Source organism: Candidatus Thiodiazotropha sp. AKIB8 (assembly GCF_058244675.1).
Window position 1 is genome coordinate 64,039 of sequence record NZ_JBSYOO010000039.1, and the last position, 18,917, is coordinate 82,955.

Annotated in this window: 20 protein-coding genes; 3 read left to right on the forward strand and 17 right to left on the reverse strand. The window is 46.9% G+C overall.

The genetic code is table 11. The features are described 5' to 3' along the window. Positions 1-10: 10 nt before the first annotated feature. The 4 genes from AC4IFB_RS12205 to rpoE are packed head-to-tail and all read right to left on the reverse strand — an operon-like array spanning position 11 to position 2,654. Complete coding sequence (locus AC4IFB_RS12205; RefSeq protein ID WP_490776425.1) at positions 11-481, reverse strand: SoxR reducing system RseC family protein; 471 nt, start codon at positions 479-481, stop codon at positions 11-13. Continuing rightward, on the reverse strand, positions 478-1,467 hold the full coding sequence (locus AC4IFB_RS12210; RefSeq protein ID WP_490776424.1) for a MucB/RseB C-terminal domain-containing protein: 990 nt from the start codon (positions 1,465-1,467) through the stop codon (positions 478-480). Before AC4IFB_RS12210 ends, AC4IFB_RS12205 begins: the two co-directional genes overlap by 4 nt. Positions 1,468-1,485: 18 nt before the next feature. Next, positions 1,486-2,058: a sigma-E factor negative regulatory protein gene (locus AC4IFB_RS12215; RefSeq protein ID WP_490776423.1), complete on the reverse strand. Its 573-nt coding sequence runs from the start codon at positions 2,056-2,058 to the stop codon at positions 1,486-1,488. Between the two features lie 17 nt (positions 2,059-2,075). Next, the gene (gene rpoE / locus AC4IFB_RS12220; RefSeq protein WP_490776422.1) at positions 2,076-2,654 is read right to left on the reverse strand and encodes an RNA polymerase sigma factor RpoE; all 579 of its coding nucleotides are present in this window, start codon (positions 2,652-2,654) and stop codon (positions 2,076-2,078) included. A 200-nt stretch (positions 2,655-2,854) separates the two neighbouring features. On the opposite strand from rpoE, the gene nadB reads away from it, so the two are divergent. Beyond that, positions 2,855-4,477, forward strand: coding sequence for an L-aspartate oxidase (nadB, locus tag AC4IFB_RS12225; protein ID WP_490776421.1), 1,623 nt, complete (start codon positions 2,855-2,857; stop codon positions 4,475-4,477). On the opposite strand, the gene AC4IFB_RS12230 is transcribed toward nadB, so the two are convergent. After that, on the reverse strand, positions 4,462-4,911 hold the full coding sequence (locus AC4IFB_RS12230; protein ID WP_490776420.1) for a protein YgfX: 450 nt from the start codon (positions 4,909-4,911) through the stop codon (positions 4,462-4,464). The genes nadB and AC4IFB_RS12230 overlap by 16 nt on opposite strands. Positions 4,912-5,007: 96 nt before the next feature. Then, the gene (locus AC4IFB_RS12235) at positions 5,008-6,108 is read right to left on the reverse strand and encodes an LbtU family siderophore porin (RefSeq protein WP_490780310.1); all 1,101 of its coding nucleotides are present in this window, start codon (positions 6,106-6,108) and stop codon (positions 5,008-5,010) included. A gap of 621 nt (positions 6,109-6,729) precedes the next feature. Here AC4IFB_RS12235 and AC4IFB_RS12240 point away from each other — a divergent pair. Both AC4IFB_RS12240 and AC4IFB_RS12245 read left to right on the forward strand, forming a co-directional pair. Next, on the forward strand, positions 6,730-7,842 hold the full coding sequence (locus AC4IFB_RS12240; RefSeq protein WP_490776418.1) for a hypothetical protein: 1,113 nt from the start codon (positions 6,730-6,732) through the stop codon (positions 7,840-7,842). A gap of 84 nt (positions 7,843-7,926) precedes the next feature. Beyond that, complete coding sequence (locus tag AC4IFB_RS12245; protein WP_490776417.1) at positions 7,927-8,475, forward strand: helix-turn-helix transcriptional regulator; 549 nt, start codon at positions 7,927-7,929, stop codon at positions 8,473-8,475. Positions 8,476-8,497: 22 nt separating this feature from the next. Here AC4IFB_RS12245 and AC4IFB_RS12250 read toward each other — a convergent pair whose 3' ends face one another. The 11 genes from AC4IFB_RS12250 to AC4IFB_RS12300 form a co-directional block, all read right to left on the reverse strand. After that, positions 8,498-9,766 (reverse strand): sensor histidine kinase, encoded by a 1,269-nt coding sequence (locus AC4IFB_RS12250; RefSeq protein ID WP_490776416.1) that lies wholly within the window; start codon positions 9,764-9,766, stop codon positions 8,498-8,500. Positions 9,767-10,059: 293 nt separating this feature from the next. After that, positions 10,060-10,728 (reverse strand): response regulator transcription factor, encoded by a 669-nt coding sequence (locus AC4IFB_RS12255; protein ID WP_490780311.1) that lies wholly within the window; start codon positions 10,726-10,728, stop codon positions 10,060-10,062. 2 nt (positions 10,729-10,730) lie between these two features. After that, positions 10,731-11,039, reverse strand: coding sequence for a PepSY domain-containing protein (locus AC4IFB_RS12260; RefSeq protein WP_490780312.1), 309 nt, complete (start codon positions 11,037-11,039; stop codon positions 10,731-10,733). Positions 11,040-11,042: 3 nt separating this feature from the next. Further along, entirely contained in the window at positions 11,043-11,636 is a 594-nt protein-coding gene (locus AC4IFB_RS12265; protein ID WP_490776412.1) for a diheme cytochrome c, read from the reverse strand. 14 nt (positions 11,637-11,650) lie between these two features. Continuing rightward, entirely contained in the window at positions 11,651-12,049 is a 399-nt protein-coding gene (locus tag AC4IFB_RS12270; RefSeq protein ID WP_490776411.1) for a DUF1924 domain-containing protein, read from the reverse strand. Positions 12,050-12,053: 4 nt separating this feature from the next. Next, positions 12,054-12,617, reverse strand: a complete 564-nt coding sequence (locus tag AC4IFB_RS12275) for a cytochrome b/b6 domain-containing protein (protein ID WP_490776410.1) — start codon at positions 12,615-12,617, stop codon at positions 12,054-12,056. Between the two features lie 943 nt (positions 12,618-13,560). Continuing rightward, entirely contained in the window at positions 13,561-15,282 is a 1,722-nt protein-coding gene (locus AC4IFB_RS12280) for a nickel-dependent hydrogenase large subunit (RefSeq protein WP_490780313.1), read from the reverse strand. A gap of 45 nt (positions 15,283-15,327) precedes the next feature. Further along, positions 15,328-16,596: a (Fe-S)-binding protein gene (locus tag AC4IFB_RS12285; RefSeq protein WP_490776408.1), complete on the reverse strand. Its 1,269-nt coding sequence runs from the start codon at positions 16,594-16,596 to the stop codon at positions 15,328-15,330. Beyond that, entirely contained in the window at positions 16,593-17,255 is a 663-nt protein-coding gene (locus AC4IFB_RS12290; RefSeq protein ID WP_490776407.1) for a hypothetical protein, read from the reverse strand. The genes AC4IFB_RS12285 and AC4IFB_RS12290 overlap by 4 nt, the downstream gene beginning before the upstream one ends. Further along, entirely contained in the window at positions 17,252-18,358 is a 1,107-nt protein-coding gene (locus tag AC4IFB_RS12295; protein ID WP_490776406.1) for a hydrogenase small subunit, read from the reverse strand. The genes AC4IFB_RS12290 and AC4IFB_RS12295 overlap by 4 nt, the downstream gene beginning before the upstream one ends. Positions 18,359-18,378: 20 nt before the next feature. Continuing rightward, complete coding sequence (locus AC4IFB_RS12300; RefSeq protein WP_490780314.1) at positions 18,379-18,807, reverse strand: hydrogenase expression/formation C-terminal domain-containing protein; 429 nt, start codon at positions 18,805-18,807, stop codon at positions 18,379-18,381. Positions 18,808-18,917 lie beyond the last annotated feature (110 nt).

Consider the following 18,917-nt stretch of genomic DNA (forward strand, 5'->3'; position numbering starts at 1 on the left):
ATAACCAGCCTCAGACAAATTGCACAGGCACTTTATCAGCATGACGTAAAATGACGGCTTGATATCCTGAATCATGACGTTTTTTTTGAGCGAGTCCTCTAAGAAGAAAAAACCCGCTAATCAGCCCAAATAGACCACCAATAACTTGCGGGAGTTCCCCTGATGTCAGACCAAAATAATCTGCAAGTGACTGGGCTAGCATTGCAACCAAGATCATTGAGAAGAGAGGAAAAATATAAGCGAGAAATGAGATTTTCAGAAAGGCATGCTCTTGCATACCGATAATAACCTCTTCACCAGGCTTTGCAAAAACAGTATTGCGAACTTTCAGATGAAAGTAACGACGCTTGAAAAGTCCTGCCAAAACCGTCGTGCTGCAACTGCCTTGGCTTTGGCAAGAGCCACATGAAGCACGCTGCTCGGTCTCAACAAATGCGAATTCCCCATCAACCCGCATGACCCTGGCGGTCTCCTCAATCATTTGATTGCCTTTAACTTCATCCCCTGAACCACACCTAGCAGGGTGACTGCCGGCACTTCACCAACAGCGGTTACCTGATAGCCGGAGACATCGCCGCCCCAGGCATTGATGGCACCTAATCTTGAAACGCCACTAAAGGCCTCATCTCTGGACTCAGCTTCGATGAACACAGATAATGAACCCAGTCCATCGCTAAAAACATACTGTTCAATCGGGGTGCTTTGGGTGGGATCATGCAACTGATGCTGCATACTGAGTCTAAAGCCCGCGGGAAGGCGTAGAAAATCCCATCGACTGTCAGTCTCATGGGAGAGATTAATCCCTTCACTATTTTTCAGACGATAGGTAAAAAGAGACTCTCTCTGATGCAATTCACTGATTTGTGCGACCCCAATCTGCAGGTTGGTGAACATGGTCTGTTCAACTGCATCACCATGTTCATTCATCAAGTCTGATTTCAGCGGTAAACCGCTCTCAGTATCTAGGTAGAAGCGATAGCCATAACGTAAACGGTCGTTGGGCATGATCACCACAACTTGGGCTTTGCGATTGGCAATCCGATCTTTACCCGCCATTTGGAAACTATAGTGATCTTTCAACTGAGTGAGATCTTGAGGAAGAATATCCAGAAATTTTTTACTAGGTGACCGCTTATCGACGGATACTTCGTTGCTATCAGGCAGGACACAGGTGACCGATTCCTCGTCGCGTATCACCTCTCGTGGGGCACCATTCAGAGACATCAGGCTCTCTCTTACTTTATCGCCTTTTACCTCATGGGCGATATTCATAATTTCAAGCTGATTATCATGAAGGTAGACAAATGTGCCCTGATAGTTCAGTTTTTGCACTGCCTCCATCATCCGCTCCAACCAATCTTTGGGTGTAAGCTCTTCACTGGCGAAGAGTGGCTGGCAGAGCGACAGCATCAAGTAGAAGAGAAAAGTCCGATAAATCACAGCATGATTAGTAGGTGAAAAACTCATCCAGTCGACTCTGAAGTGTTATTGCTTGTTTTCATCATAACTGACGAAATTGGCAAATGGCATGATGCCCTTTATGTTACTCGATGGAGATCTTTCCTGGTGATTCACCAGATAACTATTGAGCCGGGACTCAACCTCAGGTTTCTTGAGCAGTTCCCAGCGAGTACCGTCTTCAGCAACATACAGGGTTTGGGTGTTCGGTTGTTGAGCCGCTGCGACACTGACCTGCGGCGCTTCCGATCCTACCGGATTGATCATTTGTGGTGCCATCACCACGGCTACAGCAGCCAATGAGGCGGCAACAGCCAAACCGGTATAGGTGCGTTTTTTCAGATGTCCAGGTCGCTTGATTGCCCCTGGAGCTAAAACAACAGGTTCCTCTTCGATCTTCTTGCTGATGGCCTGCGCCAACTTTGAATCATACAGGGAACCGGTCTCGCCACGCATGGAGTCTCCGATCAGATGATATCTGGACCAAAGGTCACGATTAGCCTGACTGTTAGATAACTTCTTAATTTCTAACGGAATATCATCTTCAGCAATTTCGTTATCAACTAGCGCTGATAGTCTTTCATACTCTTGATCAGTCATTTGTGCTATGCCTGAATTTAGGGTTTCAGTAATGGACTCAGTTTTTTGTCAATCGCTTCTCGAGCTCTGAAGATACGGGAGCGTACCGTGCCTACAGGGCAAGACATTGCATTGGCAATCTCTTCATAGCTCATACCTTCAAGCTCTCTCAATACAATTGCAGTTCGAAGGTCTTCCGGTAAATCATCGATCGCCTTCTGAACCGTCATCGTAATCTCTTCAGTCAACACGTGGTTTTCCGGAGTACCTGTCTCCTTTAGACGCACGCCAACATCCATTTGTTCAGCCACTTCCGCCTCAACATCGTCTGAGGGGGGGCGTCTTCCCTGGGCAACGAGATAGTTTTTCGCTGTATTTATGGCAATACGGTATAGCCATGTATAAAAAGCGCTGTCGCCCCGAAACTTGGGAATGGCCCGGTAGGCCTTGATAAAGGCTTCCTGGGTCACATCCAACACCTCGTGAGGATCCCGGATATAGCGGGAGATCAGATTGGTGATTTTCTGCTGATACTTCAGCACCAGCAGGTCAAACGCCTTTTTGTCACCCTGTTGAACTCTAGCAACGAGTTCCTGATCAATTAACCGCTCGCCCATCCGGGCACTTACCTCCTCGTGACCAACACATCCTGTGCACAGTCCCATTGACAGTGATAGTTTCGATTAGTTCTCGCAATTCCAGCTTAAATTGATCAATATCATTTTGAAGATGCATAGTTTCAACCTGACACCGATTTAAGCTAGGATGCATTACAACTGGAACCGCATTATCACCATAACGACCCTACCCCGCAAATATGACGACAGATCACGAGCATGATGTACTTATCGTAGGCAGCGGAGCTGCCGGACTCAGCCTTGCCCTCCATCTTGACGAAAACCTGAAAATTGCGGTGATCTCCAAGAAGGAACTGGAGGAGACCAACACCTACTATGCTCAAGGGGGCATCTCTGTAGTGTTGGATGAAGAGGACAGCATCGCCTCTCATGTCAAAGACACCTTGGATGCGGGAGCTGGACTGTGCGATGAGAAGACGGTGCAGCTGGTGGTGGAAAAAGGCCCCTCGAATATTGACTGGCTACTTAAGGGGGGTGTCAATTTTACCCGGGATGATAACTCTGCAACCAGCGGCGGGTATCACTTGACCCAGGAGGGTGGACATTCCCATCGAAGAGTCATTCATGCTGCGGATGCCACAGGCAGGGAGGTAGAAACCACCTTGCAGAGTCAGGTCAAGGCTCGCAGCAACATCGAAATCTTTGAACACCATATCGCAATCGATCTGATCACCAGTGAAAAAAGTGGTGAAATAAAGCAGCAAAAGCACTGCTATGGAGCTTATGTCCTTGATCATGAAAGCAACCATGTTCAGACTTTCAGGGCACGTTTTGTCGTGTTGGCAACTGGCGGAGCAAGTAAAGTATATCTATACACAAGCAATCCTGACGTCTCAACCGGGGATGGTATCGCCATGGCCTGGCGAGCAGGCTGCAGGGTTGCCAACATGGAGTTCATCCAGTTTCATCCCACCTGCCTCTACCACCCCGAAGCCAAGAGTTTCCTTATCTCTGAAGCCGTAAGAGGTGAAGGTGGACAACTCAAACTTCCCGACGGAAGTCGTTTCATGCCACGCTTCGATAAGCGCGCTGAGCTTGCTCCCAGGGATATTGTTGCCCGAGCCATTGACCATGAAATGAAACGCATTGGTGCTGATTGCCTCTATCTCGACATAAGCCACAAACCCACCGAATTTATCCAAGAGCATTTCCCAACCATCTATAATCGTTGTCTGAATTTCGGCATCGATATGTCTAAACAGGCCATTCCCGTAGTACCAGCAGCCCACTATACCTGTGGTGGTGTCATGGCTGACCACAAGGCCAGAACAGATATTGCAGGTCTCTATGTGGTGGGAGAAAGTGCCTATACCGGCCTGCATGGTGCCAATCGCATGGCCAGCAATTCCCTACTTGAGTGCTTGGTTTTCGCCGAACTGGCAGCTAAAGATATCCATGAACTGGCGCCTGTTACGCCGCAACCTCCGACAATACCTCCCTGGGACGAAAGTCGGGTGACAGAACCTGATGAAGAGGTGGTTGTATCCCATAACTGGGATGAGTTGCGCCATTTCATGTGGGATTATGTCGGCATAGTAAGGAGCAACAAGCGTCTGGTACGCGCCCGTCGCCGAGTAGACCTGTTACAACGGGAAATCGTAGAGTACTACAGTAACTTCAGGGTCAGTATGGATCTGCTGGAACTGAGAAACCTGGTTGATGTAGCTGACATGATTATCCGTTCTGCTCAGTGCCGCCGTGAAAGCCGGGGGCTCCATTTCACCTTGGATTTCCCATATCGGGACGACCGGGTGCAGAATAAACCGACAATCCTGATCCCAGAGGCCTACTCTCCTTTTTGATGAAACGATCCGTGATTTAATAATATTCTTAAACGACGCATTTCATCTTCAGGCAGAGCATCCTGAAACAGAATCATCAATGGATGTCGCCAGCGATTTCTCACATCGAAGCGCAGTAGCACCAGCCATGGGGTAACCAAGCTGTCTGTTCGCAATTTTGCTGAAATTCGTTGCCCGTCGGTCAACAAAATCTTTGCATGTCCACTAGATTTTATATGCGCTTCAACGACCTCTATCTGAGGAATAAGCTTGTAGCCTTGTATCCGTGCATAGCCAAGCAGCAGAAGTAGAAAAACCAATGAAAATTTATAGTACCCGACAATTGGGGCAAGCGAGATTATCAAAAATGCCAGCGTATAAAGAAACAGATACCAATTGGCCAACTGCTTAGAATTACCTGGCCTTAATGTTATTGAGGGGATTGTTTTTTTCATATTTGCCGCCTCCCTGCGACTTTGACGTCACGCTATCTACACATCCCGATATGCAACTAGTGTGGTGCGTCATACTAGGGCCTGTTAACACTAAAATTAAAATTCGAATGTTACTTTTACGCCAAACCGATTTGATTCAGAAATATTAGCCTCATCATCCAGTTCAAAGTTTAAAAAATCACTCTCGTACGCAGCGCGAAGATACTCTATTGTCAAACTGGCATGTTTCCCTTCATATCTCGTGAAAGCGATACCATATTGTCGTTTTGGTTTCTCATCCAGTTCGCGACTTCCTTCATATCGAAAAGCGACCTCGATATTATACTCAGGTATGATGTGAACATATTCAGCATTCCATGCAATGGGTCTGTTTTTATGTTTCTCTAACTCTTGAAATTCTCCGGTGGCAGCAACATATTCTATTGAGACTTCGTACATTCTCCCTATCCAGAGCAGATATCCACTTACGGCTGAAACACGATCGGTATATCGATTATCGCTCTCCTCAAGTAATCTCTCATCAGCATCTGCAAGGTCAGATTGATAACTCAATCCAAGGGAGAGCATCTGTAATGGCCAGGTTTCCACTGATAGTGCCCAATCCCATTGATCATCATCACTCCATTCATTTGCACGACCTTGATAGAACGCGAGGGTCAAATCGAATTCATCACTAGGACCATACTTTAAACTAACAACCCTTCTCGACTGGGTCTCAGCAAATTCCAGCATTGGTCCCGAGACAAAATGGCTGAAATAGGTTCCAAATGGTGTGTACTGTTTACCAATCGATATCTCCCAAGGGTCATACTCAAAAGCAATAAAAGCTTCATCAGAAATGAATTTATCGATCTCTGTGTCATACTCCAATATCAATTCGGCTTCGAATAGCTCACTGGGATCCAGTATGAATCCAAATTGAAGCGAGGCCGAATCTTCACTCACATCTATATCCCGTGACAGCTCCTTGGATTTCAACACCTCATGTTGTATTTCACCTTCCAACAGAGTGGATAGGGTCAGCCACGGCGTTATCTCCCGTTGCAATCCCGCTTCCCGTTGTTCTTCCCTTGTACGATAAATTCGGCCTGAAGCCCCAATTTCATTTAGTTCTTGAATCTCCGTCTCTTCATCCTCATCATCCGCTTCAGGATCCATCTCTTCAGCAATTGCCATGGAGAGTGTCATCATCAGCATAATGGAAATAAAACCACAGCAGTGCTTAATTTTCCTCAACCTCATGCAGATTAACCTCTGTAATTCCCGGCCAACATAAAAAAAGCATATCTTGTATAAATATCCTACAAGATTTCCTGCGATTAACTGAAAATATTTCATAGTACATTTGTTATATAGAACCTGTTTCCAGCGGTCATTTACATACCCACACAAGAAAATCTGCAAATGCCAGCAGCAGATATTGCCCTATTCACATATCTCTATCACTAAATTTTACATCACATTATCAGATAGTTAACTAGCTTCCCTCCCCTTATATAACCTTGTTTCTATATCCCCTAATCCGGAAACGGCATTAACTTAAGTCAACACATCGAAACAGCTGTCGTTGTGTATACCCACCCCTGATTTTATGGGATGACCGAAATTTTAAATTCCGAAAAAAACAGATGGGGGCACGGAACTGGAGAATTTAATCAGGATTCATGTCCTGACGATTGTGGAAAAACAGAACTGATACCGGAACTGATAGCGATATGGATTACGATGGCCAGCAGCAAAGTGGCTCTATTTAACTGCTCATCTCAAGTCATGAATGATCAGCTTCGGTCAATAATTAAATTATTAGGAGATTTAAAGATGAAAAACAGACTTCTGATGATGACCGGACTCTCTCTGGTTGCATCTTCCATGTTCACTTCGGAAGCAGTCATTGCAAATGATAGTGTTGTATCACCCTGTGTAAAAACTGCGAAATATATGTATCGTGCTTGCAGATCGGATGAGAGTGATGACTTTAAAACCAGCTTAGCGAACTGTCTGAACCTTGCTGAAGCCGGCGAAAGGCGAGCTTGTAGGAGAGAGGCACAAATGGTGCGTAAAGAGGATGCTGAATTCTGTCACGATCAGATGGATGCCAGGAGCGAAGCCTGTGAGGTGTTGAATGAACATCGATATGACTCAGATCCCCTGCTGGACCCCACATTGACCTTTCTTGACCCGGACGAGATAGATGAAAGCAATGCTAATCCCTATGTTTCTCTCGTCGCAGGTCATACCGCTGTAGTTCGAGCGGGGGAAGAGGCTGAAGAAACCGTCATCATTCATGTCACAGATGAATCAAGAGAGATTCAGGGTGTACTCTGCCGAGTTGTTGCAGATGCGGTTGTGGTTACTGAAACAGATGATGAAGATGGCTCTATTGATTATCAGCCTGTTGAGATAACGGATGACTGGTTTGCTCAGGATATCCATGGCGATGTCTACTATTGTGGAGAAATCTCGCGAAATTTTGAGGATGGGGTTCTGGTGGATATCGATGGCTCATTTGAGTCTGGCAGGGATTTTGCCAAAGCAGGACTATTGATCATGTCCATGCCACAAATAGATGTTGCCCATAGGCAGGAGTTTTCTCTAGGCGAAGCAGAAGATATTGTGCAATATGTAGACTTGGCAGCAATTCCTAATCAGGAAAATGAACTATATCCATGTTCAGATGCTGGAGGCTGTCTGATGACCTATGATTTTGCACCACTTGACCCTGAAGCCACAGAATTCAAGTACTACATACCTGGTATTGGTTTCGTTTTGGCCGAAGCAATGGAAGATGGCGAGCTGACTGGTGAGCGGGAAGAGTTGATTTGCGCTGGTGACTCCCTAGACATTCTTCATCAGCCACAATGTGGAATTGAGAATCCTGAAAAGTTGTTAGCGGAATTATGTAAACTCTCTCCAGACGCATTCTGCGAATAGAGAGCTAGCATCGGGGGATGTGGTTACAGCCTCCCCCGATAGGCATAAAACCAGCTGAAGGATAGCGACAAAAGAGATGATGAAATGAATAACATTTTCAAACAATTGGGGCATTGGAAGAGTATTCTCGCCATTGTGGGTGGCAGTGTGCTGCTTATGCTTTTGGAAATACTCGAAGACCCTGATCTCGGCTTCTGGGATATTGTTCTTGAGATGATACAACCAACGCTGATTGTCATTGTTGCTGTGGGAATGGTTCGCCTGATAGAACAGATCAATATCCAACACGAGACACAAATGCTGCTCATTAAAGATTTGGAAACTGCTCGGGTCGAAGGTATGCAGTGGCGTGGAAAAATGAGCGATTTGATCAAGGGACTCAGTGAAGGTATCGCCACCCAGTTTACTGAATGGGGTTTGACCCCTGCCGAGCGTGAGGTTGGTTTACTAATACTGAAAGGGTTGAGCTACAAAGAGATTGCCATCATACGTAACGTAAGCGAAAAAACAGTTCGACTACAGGCTCATACCATCTATCGAAAAGCAAAACTCAGTGGACGGGCTGCCCTATCGGCCTACTTTCTGGAGGATCTGCTATTGCCGTCAGAGCCTACTAATAAGACTCTGGGTTGACCAGAAACTCCTTATGGATCGCTTATACACGATTCAACACAACACGCACACGGAGTCCACCGTATTCTGGTGAGCGATCAAAATCTATCTGACCATGGTAGAGCTGAACCACATCATGGACAATCGCCAATCCCAATCCATGCCCTTCGACACTTTCATCAAGACGGCTTCCTCGCTGTGTCATACGCTTAATATCCCCCTCTTCCAGCCCCTTGCCATCGTCTTCCACAACAATCTGCATCTGCTCGGATCCTGACACGTGGCAAACAACCTGCTGATTTGCCCATTTGCATGCGTTATCCAGAAGGTTACCCAACAGTTCCAGCATATCCTCACGATCGCCAAATGGGGTACACTCCTGATCTACATGCAACGCCAGCTTTATGCCGCGACCTTGGTATATCTGTCTCAATGCTTCTATCAAGTCGTTTAAATCAACACTTGGATTGAAGCGTTGATTGATTGTTCCACCTCCTGTTAATCGAGCGCGTTTCAGCTCTCTTTCGATCAGAAGACGAATTCGATCAAGTTGCTGACTCGCTTGTTGATGTTCACTAGCCTGATGTTGTTTCTCTATCTGTTTGTCTAAATATCTGGTCAATAGATTGAGGGGGCCTTTGATTGCGTGCGCTAGATTACCTAGAGCATTACGTGAACGTTGATTACGTTTTGTAAGCAGTTGCAGTAGATGATTAACCTCCTTGACCAGAGGTGACATTTCGCTGGGCACATCTTCATTCAACAATTTCTCCTGGCCCAATGAGAGGCTATTGACATCCTCCAACAAGGGATCAAGACGACGAAATGATTGCCGAATCACTACACCCTGAACAATCAACAGAACAACCAGACCGGCAAAAGCCAATAGAGCAAAGTTCTTTATGAAAGCTTCTCGTTGTCTGTTGATTGGCAGAAGATCTTCTGCAACAGCCAGAATTAGATCCTCTCCCTGTTTCCTATAGCCATGGACCCATACCAATAGCTGCTGATCTTCAGGGCCTTGGAGATAGTGCCGTTCGCTCTGGCCAGGGTTAACCCAAGGTACAGATAGTTTAAAATCCCAGAGTGATCTAGAAGTAATTTCTCTGCCAGTTGCCTGGCGAATCAGATAGTAGTGACCTGAAAACGGTCGTTGATAGACTTGATTAATGTAGGCCGCATTGACATCGATTTCCGACTCTACAACGATCGCCCCTAGAATCGCCTCGCTGTCGTGTTCCAATCTCGAGGCAATAAAGTCTTCAGTTAATTTTTCTATAGAGCCTTCACCGAAAAACCACAGCAAAAGCATCAATAACGCCAGGCTGATGGTCAAGCCAATATGCAGACGATGTTCTATCGAGTTAAGGGCACCTCTATTAATTGCTTGTGCCCTCTGGCTTTACGGCCCGTTCAGAATCAAGGCGTGCTTTTGAAGTCATGCTTATTGCCTGTCGAAAAAGCGCAACGCAGAGTCTGGACGGGTCGTAAAGCCCCGTAGGGCACGACCTGAAGCATGCATCTGCTGGGTTGTGATGCTTGAGAGTGGAACAACCATTCTGCTTCAGGTCACGCAGAGAGCATAAGCAGTTAATAGAGGTGCCCTTAAGACTCAATACCGACATAGATGTAACCCTGACCACGACGGGTTTCGATTGCCTGTTTGCCTAATTTATCACGTAAACGGCGAATATAGACTTCAATCAGATTACTGTCACGATCAAAATCCTGTTCATAAACATGCTCTGTGAGCCGGGTCTTGGAGAGTATTTTTCCCTGGTTGAGAATAAAGAACCTCAACAGTCTGAATTCAGTGCCTGTGAGATCATAGCGATGTTGATCAGGTAGAATCATCTGTTGCTTCTCCTCATCGAGTTCCACGCCACCCGCCTTGAGGCTTCTGCCAACCATCTCATGGCTACGACGTATCAATGCCTGAAGTCTGACAAGCAACTCTTCGAAATGAAATGGCTTTCCCAGATAATCATCCGCGCCCGCTTTAAATCCCGCCACCCGTTCATGCCAGGCATCCCGTCCAGTGAGAACAATCACTGGCGTATTATTTCCCTTGCTACGCCAGTTTTGCAACACATCGATGCCTGCGCGCTGTGGTAGCCCGAGATCTAAGATGATGAGATCGTATTCCGTTTCATCTCCCATGAATTCTGCCTCAATGCCCTGTTTTGCAAGGTCGACCGCATAACCTTGGTGCTCAAGATCCTGCTTGAGAGAAGCTGAAAGGAGTTCATCATCTTCAACCAGTAACAGACGCATACTCAATCCTCTAACTCACGCTTCAGAATCTGGCCATTGGCAGCATCGACAAGGTACTCCCATACCACACCCTGTTCATCAAGTATCTCTATTTCATATAGATATTGGGAACCTTTGCGTTCCAGCTCCACCTCAAGAACCCGCCCTTGTCGTTCAGCTTGAATAGCGTTCACAATCCCCTGCAATGGGAGAATCTCTCCAGCCTGTGTCAGGCGCCTGGCCTCTTGATAACTCTCCTCTTCATCAGCATGAGCCACAACCGATGTTATTAGCAAAGTCGAAATCAGCGTTGTGCAACAAATCTTGACCATCAACTAATCATCCCATCGGCCATAACCAGGAATTTTAATCTCATGTTCATTAAATGACCCCTTTAAAGCCTGAGTATGGCAGGAATCACAATTACTGAAGCTGGTTTTCTCTCCTTTGTTCTGCAACATCCGTGGAGAAATTTCATCATGTTCATGTTTAAAAAAAGAGGTCTCAGTAATCCGCATGGGTACAGATGATGAACGAAGAGACCAGACTATTTTTTTTGACAATGCTCTATCACTGCCATCAGCTGAATTGATTTTCAGATAGTTCAAGATGTACTCCTGATCTTCATCAGTCAACTCAGCGTTTTCACCGAAATGGTCATCCAGCCCAGTCATGATCAACTGCCAGGAGGCTTCAGGTAAAAAGCCGGGTTGAAATGGAAAATGACAGCTGCCACACTCCTCAAGATAACGCTCACTTCCCAGTGAGTTCACCTGCATCGACTCAGAGTTGAACCAGCGTGAGAAGTATCCGCTACGCTCCTCATGTTCACGTTCATCCTCATGTTCGTCGCGATCGGCTAAAACCACACCGAAACCAAGTACCAATGGAGCAATCCCTAATAGTAACCAATAGTTTTGCTTTTTCACATCTCACCTCCTAATCACTGTTGCTGCAGATATTGCAGAATGTCGCCCTTTTCCTGAGCTGTACACGCCCTACCCCAGGTCCATTTGCAATTACGCTTAAACCACTTCTCAATCTTTTTCCCATCTCTCAGACGATCTGGATTAACCGATACTGACAAGGGCTCAATGGTTTTGCCTGTCTTCACATGACGCCCCGGCTTTCGCAGATCATCGCCGTGGCAGTCGTTACAAGTGCGGTTTTTGCCACTTTTTTCATCTCTTATCTTTTGCTGCCATAATATTTCACCTTGCGCAGCAGAAAATGGACCCGCCCCCATGCTTTGATAGCTGCTGAGTCTCTCTTGCAACGCATTGGCATACAGTAGAGCAGGAAAACAAAACAGGATTAATGGAATTGTGATTACTGTTTTCATAGAATCAACCTCTTTTAGTACCGGTAATCATTGAGCGCAGCAGATTTTCCTGATGCAGAAGCGAACCAAACACAACACCAGCCAAATGAAATACCACTAAGAAAAGGGTTAGATTGGCAAAGAATTCGTGAACCTCTTCAAACAGCTCTCCACCATATGGGGTATTGGAAAAAAATGGCTCAGCCAACGGACCCAATCCCTCAGCACCATAGGCCAACATGCCGGAAAATGTGGTTATCAGGAGAGATATCAGCAGAGCAACAATCATTGCGCCACCAGCAGGATTGTGGCCAATCGTGCGTTTGGCTTTAAAACTGATGAGATCCTTAAGGTAATCCAGCACCTTGCCAGGAGAGACTACAAAATCACTGAATCGAGCATAGCGTGTCCCAACCATGCCCCAAACAATACGCAGCGAAACCAGAATGGCAATTAAGTAACCGGCATAGACATGCAGGGTCATCAACTCGTCTTCCGTCACCCAGGTGACTAAAAACGAACCCACCAGTGTCCAATGAAAAAGGCGTACGAAGGGATCCCAAACTTTAATCTCGCGCTTTTTTCTCATCTTCAATCTCTCTGTTTAGCTATTTGATGGTAAGCATGACTGAAGAAAATGAAATCAAGCTGAAAATAGAAAAATTATTTGAAACCAGATCGAATTGAATGAGTCAGTTGAAATTATGTAGGGTTGAAAAAACGGAAAATTGGTGGTTCTGTTCATGGCGTGGCAGGAACAAATCCTGTATTACGAGCACAATATGTTTCTACCGTAGGGTGGGGCCATGCCCCACCATTTAGCCTAAGCGATAGTATAAAACCGTCTAGATTTTCAATCGCGACCCAGTCATATCTTCCGCTAGCAGTGAACGTTTAACACCACATGGTGGGGCATGGCCCCACCCTACTGAAACGTAGAGTTGGCACTCAATATCATGCTGAAGTTTGTGACGGGGACAAATCCTGCATTACAAGCTCAATATGTTTCTACCGTAGGGTGGGGCCATGCCCCACCATTTAGCCTAGGCGATAGTATAAAACCGTCTAGATTTTCAATCGCGACCCAGTCATATCTTCCGCTAGCAGTGAACGCTTAACACCATATGGTGGGGCATGGCCCCACCCTACTGAAACGCAAAGTTGGCACTCATTATCATCTTGAAGTTAGTGGTAGGGACAAATCCTGCATTACAAGCGCAATATGTTTCTACCGTAGGGTGGGGCCATGCCCCACCATTTAGCCTAGGCGATAGTATAAAACCATCTAGATTTTCAATCGCGACCCAGTCATATCTTCCGCTAGCAGTGAACGCTTAACACCATTTGGTGGGGCATGGCCCCACCCTACTGAAACGCAAAGTTGGCACTCAATATCATGCTGAAGTTAGGGATACTGTGAGATATTAGTGAAGATGAATAGCGTGATATTACATGACCGGCAGTGCCACACCCCAGATTACAGAATCTAGTATGTCAGGTGGGGCGATTGCCCCACCTGATGTTGGGTCAGCTCATGTGACCTTTAACTGCAACATCTCCTCTCCATCTTCATCGGAGAGATGCACGGCACAGGCAATACAGGGATCGAAACTATGTATAGTTCTGAGTATCTCAACAGGCTGCTTGGCATCAGCCAACTGGTGATTGTCCTGCAACGCTGCCTCATAGGCGCCAGGTTGACCGTTGGGATCCCGTGGACCAGCATTCCAGGTACTGGGCACCACTGCCTGGTAATTTGCGATCTTACCATTCTCGATTACAATCCAGTGTCCCAATGCCCCTCGTGGGGCCTCCATGAAACCTACACCTCGACACTCACTTGGCCAGGTGGAAGGATCCCATAGGGTCTCATTGAAGGTCTTTGTATCACCCCCCTTGATGTTGGCAATCAGTTGGTCATACCAACCTTGCATGGCATCTGCAAGAATCTTGGTCTCCAATGTCCTGGCCGCTGTACGACCTAAGGTTGAGAATAGTGCCCGAGTCGGTAGATCCAACTTACTGAGCGTCATACCGACCAACTCTTTAGTTTGCTCATGCCCATTGGCATACATCATCAACACCCGTGCCAATGGACCGACTTCAACCGCCTTACCTTTCCAGCGAGGCGCCTTCAGCCAGGAGTATGACTGATCCACATCCAGATGTTTATAGGGTGGCTCTGGCCCAGTGTAGTTCAGCGTTGTCTCGCCATCGTAAGGATGTAAACCCTGTTCCTTACCACCGCTATAGTCATACCAGGAGTGAGATATATGCTCTTGAATCTCGTCAGCGTTATTCAGATCGAGAGGATGTACGGTTGAGAGATCCCTGTCCAGAATTACGCCACTGGGGAAGAAAAAGCTGTCGGGGTCATCCATCGAAGTACCCGGAAGATCCCCGTAGCACATAAAGTTACCTAAGCCTTCTCCCCGCTCACCCCAATCCTTATAGAAACCAGCCACAGCCAGCGTATCAGGAACATAGACCTGGTCGGTGAATTCACGCATCTTGGTGATGACATCCTGCACCTGGGAAAGCTTCTTGGTATTGATAGCTGAATCAGAGTTGAGATCAATCGCTGAAGCAACACCACCTACCAGAAAATTGGGATGTGGGTTCTTGCCACCAAAGATGGTATGTAACTTCACCACATCTCGCTGCCAGCTTAAGGCCTCAAGATAGTGGGCAACCGCCATCAGGTTGGCCTCAGGTGGCAGTTTATAGACTGAATGCCCCCAATAAGCCTTAGCGAAGATACCCAGTTGCCCTGCTTCAACTAAGCCCTTTAGCTTCTTCTTAACATCAGAAAAGTAACCGGGTGAAGCCTTTGGCCAATTGCTCAGGGATTGGGCAAGTGCTGAGGTCTGACCCGGATCAGCCGATAAGGCAGAAACCACATCCACCCAATCCAGGGCATGCAGATGATAAAAATGCATCACATGGTCATGGATATACTGGGCACCAATCATCAGATTGCGAATTAATTGTGCATTTTGCGGAATCTGGTAGTTAAGAGCATCCTCAACCGACCTGACCGAAGCAAGTCCATGCACCAGGGTACAGACACCACAAATTCTCTGTGCAAAAGCCCAAGCATCTCTCGGATCCCTACCCTTAAGTATGATCTCGATACCTCGAACCATGGTGCCTGAAGAATAAGCACTGCTTATCTGATCGCCTTCCATCTGGGCTTCAATGCGCAGATGACCTTCGATTCTGGTGATGGGATCCACGACGATTCTTTCACTCATTTTTTCTCGTCTCCTATCGGTACGAATGGCGCTACTTTTTTAGTGTTACTCTTCATCTTCAACCAGATGCTCAGCAATCATCTCTGTCAATCCGACGACTGGCATCTCCATGCGATACTCTTCCAGCCCTTCTTCGATAATCAACCGGCAATTGGCGCAGGCGGTCACCAGGGTCTCTACATTGAGTTCATCCAACTGGGTTTTCTTACGCTTGAAAACTTTGATACGTAACTCTTCGGCTCGCTCGTTGGCACTGACGCCTCCGCCACCACCGCAACACCAGTTCATCTCTCTGTTATCATGCATATCGACAAAGTTACTGGCCACCATATTCAACAGATTGCGTGGCGGCTCCAATACGCCCCCTTTACGCACAATCTGACAAGGATCATGAAAGGTCAAACGTTCATCTTCAGTACCCTTTGTCTTTAAACGACCGCTTGAGCGCAGTTCATCCAGCAGTTCAAGGATGTGTACCACTTTAAAGTTATAGGGCCGACCGATGAGGTTGGGGCCCTCCCAGCGAATTGCAGTATAAGCATGACCGCACTCAGGACTGATGACATAGTTGACTTTCAGCTTTTCTGCGGCAACCACGACTCGGTTCACCAGCTCCCTGGCAATATCAGAAGAGCCGATCTGAATACCTGAATTGGTAGCCTCGTAAGCCACAGAACTAATAGTCCAGGTTACTCCAGCCTGCTTGAAAATGCGTGCAAGCGCCTCGAGATATTCAGGGAAATTCATGATCTCCATGGATGACAAAAGCGCCATGTAATCAACACCCTCTACATCCACGGGTATGGTCAAACCGGTATCGGCTTCGATATGTTTGATCTGTGCAGCCACCGCGGGAAATTTAACCCCCATAGGACTGCCGATCGTAACAGCTCGTTTGCTAGCGCCTTTTATGCCTTCGGGCGCGTAGCCTGCAGCCACAAATCCTTCCCGGGCACGCCGAATCATGTAGCTGATATCATTGCCAACCGGGCAGACCATTGAACAACGCCCGCAGAGTGTGCAGCCGTCATAGATAAGTTCTTCCCACTCCGCTAACAATTCATTTGTCACCGGTTTACTCAGACCCACAAGGGATTTCACTCTGCCCCACAGGGTATACTCTTGCTCCCAAACCCTGCGCAGCGGCTCCAATTTATGGATAGGAGTATATTTTGGATCACCAGTCTCGGTATAGAAGAGACAGGCTTCAGCGCACATTCCACAATTAACACAACTGGAAAAAAACGACGCCACAGGGGCATTAATCTGTTCACGAAAGGCATTCATGCCTCTTTCAAGTGTTGCCTCGCTCATGACTGAACTCCTCTGCGCCCTGCCATAGCGCCGTTATACCAACGGGCAATAATAAAGGTGAAGGCATGCATCAGCTTGGTAAAGGGAAAGAGCACCATCAATATTTCAATACTCAGAATGTGTAGCCCCAAAACCAGCGGATAGGGATCGATCATACGATGGTAGGCCAGATATCCGCTAAGCATTGGAAGAAAGGTAACCAACCAGGTCAGATAATCTTCCGGGCCACTGAGAAAACGCTTCACCGGATGGGTCAGACGACTGAACAACATTGCCACCAGGGTAACGATAGTGACTGCAGCAACAGCATCGACAAGATTACTGGCTATACCTGGCCAACGAATACCAAAAATAGATTCAATGAATTCGATATGGGGCACAAACAAAAACAGAGTAACTAGAAAGCCAATGTGCCAGATATATCCACCAACAACAGTGAATGGGGAACGATTGAATGTACCAGATTCTGGTGCAGTACGAGTCACCAGGGTCAGTAACCCTGCCCCAAGCTCAGCACCTCTGGGTTCAGAATAATCCGGCTTACGACCCAATATCAATACTTCAAGCAGCCGGATTAAAACGCCAACAATAAATATCACCAGAGCTATATCAAACCCTGGCCCTCTAACCCATAAAAGAAAATCAATTGGTGTGCTCATGATTTCTTATCCAAATCGTCGATGGTAACGGTTTCGTGGTTTGCAGCCGCCTTGGACTGAGTGCTTCGATTTATCGCACCGGCAGCTGCCCCCAACGCAACACCTGCACCTACTACATAGCCTGCATTGCGGGAGATATCGCTATCGGGAATGGAGAGTGCATTATAAAATCCACCTGCATCCCAAAAGTCTGGTTCGGAACATCCCAAACATCCATGACCGGACTCTACCGGCCAACTGGTACCCTGATTCCACTTGGTGGTGGCACAGGCGTTATAGGTCATCGGACCTTTGCAACCCAATCTGAACAGACACCAGCCTTTGCGTGCACCTTCGTCATCAAAGGTTTCGGCAAACAATCCCTTGTCATAGAAGGGACGACGATAACATCGGTCATGAATACTTTGGCCATAGAAGACCATTGGGCGTCCTAACTCATCCAACTCTGGTAACGCACCAAAGGTCAGAAAGTGGGCCAGTACGCCGGTAATTACTGTCGGAATGGGTGGACAGCCAGAAACATTTACAACAGGTTTATCTTTAACAATCTCCCCAACTGATACAGCCCCGGTTGGATTGGGATCGGCATGGGGTAGACCACCAAAGGCAGCACAACTTCCAACAGCCACAACTGCTGCAGCCCCGGCAACAGTCTCTTCCAGCATCTGTAGATTACTGATACCGGCTATTGCGGAGTAACCTGGATTCCCTAGCGGAATAGAGCCGTCGACTACAACGATATATTTTCCTTCATTTTCATGCATTGCTGCTTCCCGGGCAGCTTCTGCGGCATCACCTGATGCAACCTGCAGGGTATGGTGATAGTCGAGTGAAATGTGGTCGAAAATGAGATTTTCAACGCTCGGGGAGTGGCTGCGGGTCAGCGATTCTGTGCAGCCTGTACACTCTTGAAAAGAGAGCCAGATAACCGATGGACGTCTGGCTTTTTCCAACGCTTGAGCAATCGCTGGAACCATTGATGGTGGCAATGCCATCAAGGAAGCAGTGGCAGCACAATACTTGAGAAACCCTCGTCGTGAGATGCCCTGTTCACGTAAGCTTTCACCAAGTGTCTTGGTCATTTTTTTTAAGTCATCAGCCATCACAACTCCTACCGCTTAGCTCAAAGTGCGGAATTATCGGTATTTAACTCTTTTTCAAGTTGGCCTATAGCATCAAGAATATCTTCCTGCTGAGAGAGTACGATTTGTGGAATTCGACCAATCTCAACCTGCAAAGCAACGCGCTCCCCTTCAGCATTACGATGATCTATTACCCAAACACCTGAAAAGGCTGTCTCCCAGATCTTGCTCTTACCCAGGGAATCCATGGTCAAACTTATTTCGCCTTCTCCCAGCTTGCTCAACAACAGCTCTTCATCCCCTGGCCCGAATGGTATGGCACGTAGATCTATACACCATGGCTCAGCGTCAGTGGTGAATCGTTGAAGCGCATGAAGAATTTCATGCAAAATGGGGATTGCATTTGAGTGGTTGTTTTGAGTGCCCTCAGAAGGCACTACTTTTACGGCGATGTCCTGGAGTCTTTGCATCAGGTAAGCTCTAAACTTTAGCTTATATACAAGAATATCACTGATTTCTGATAAAGGTGCTGATCTGGATCATCATTGCGTTGGAAGAGTGTTAATATTTTTTGCATATA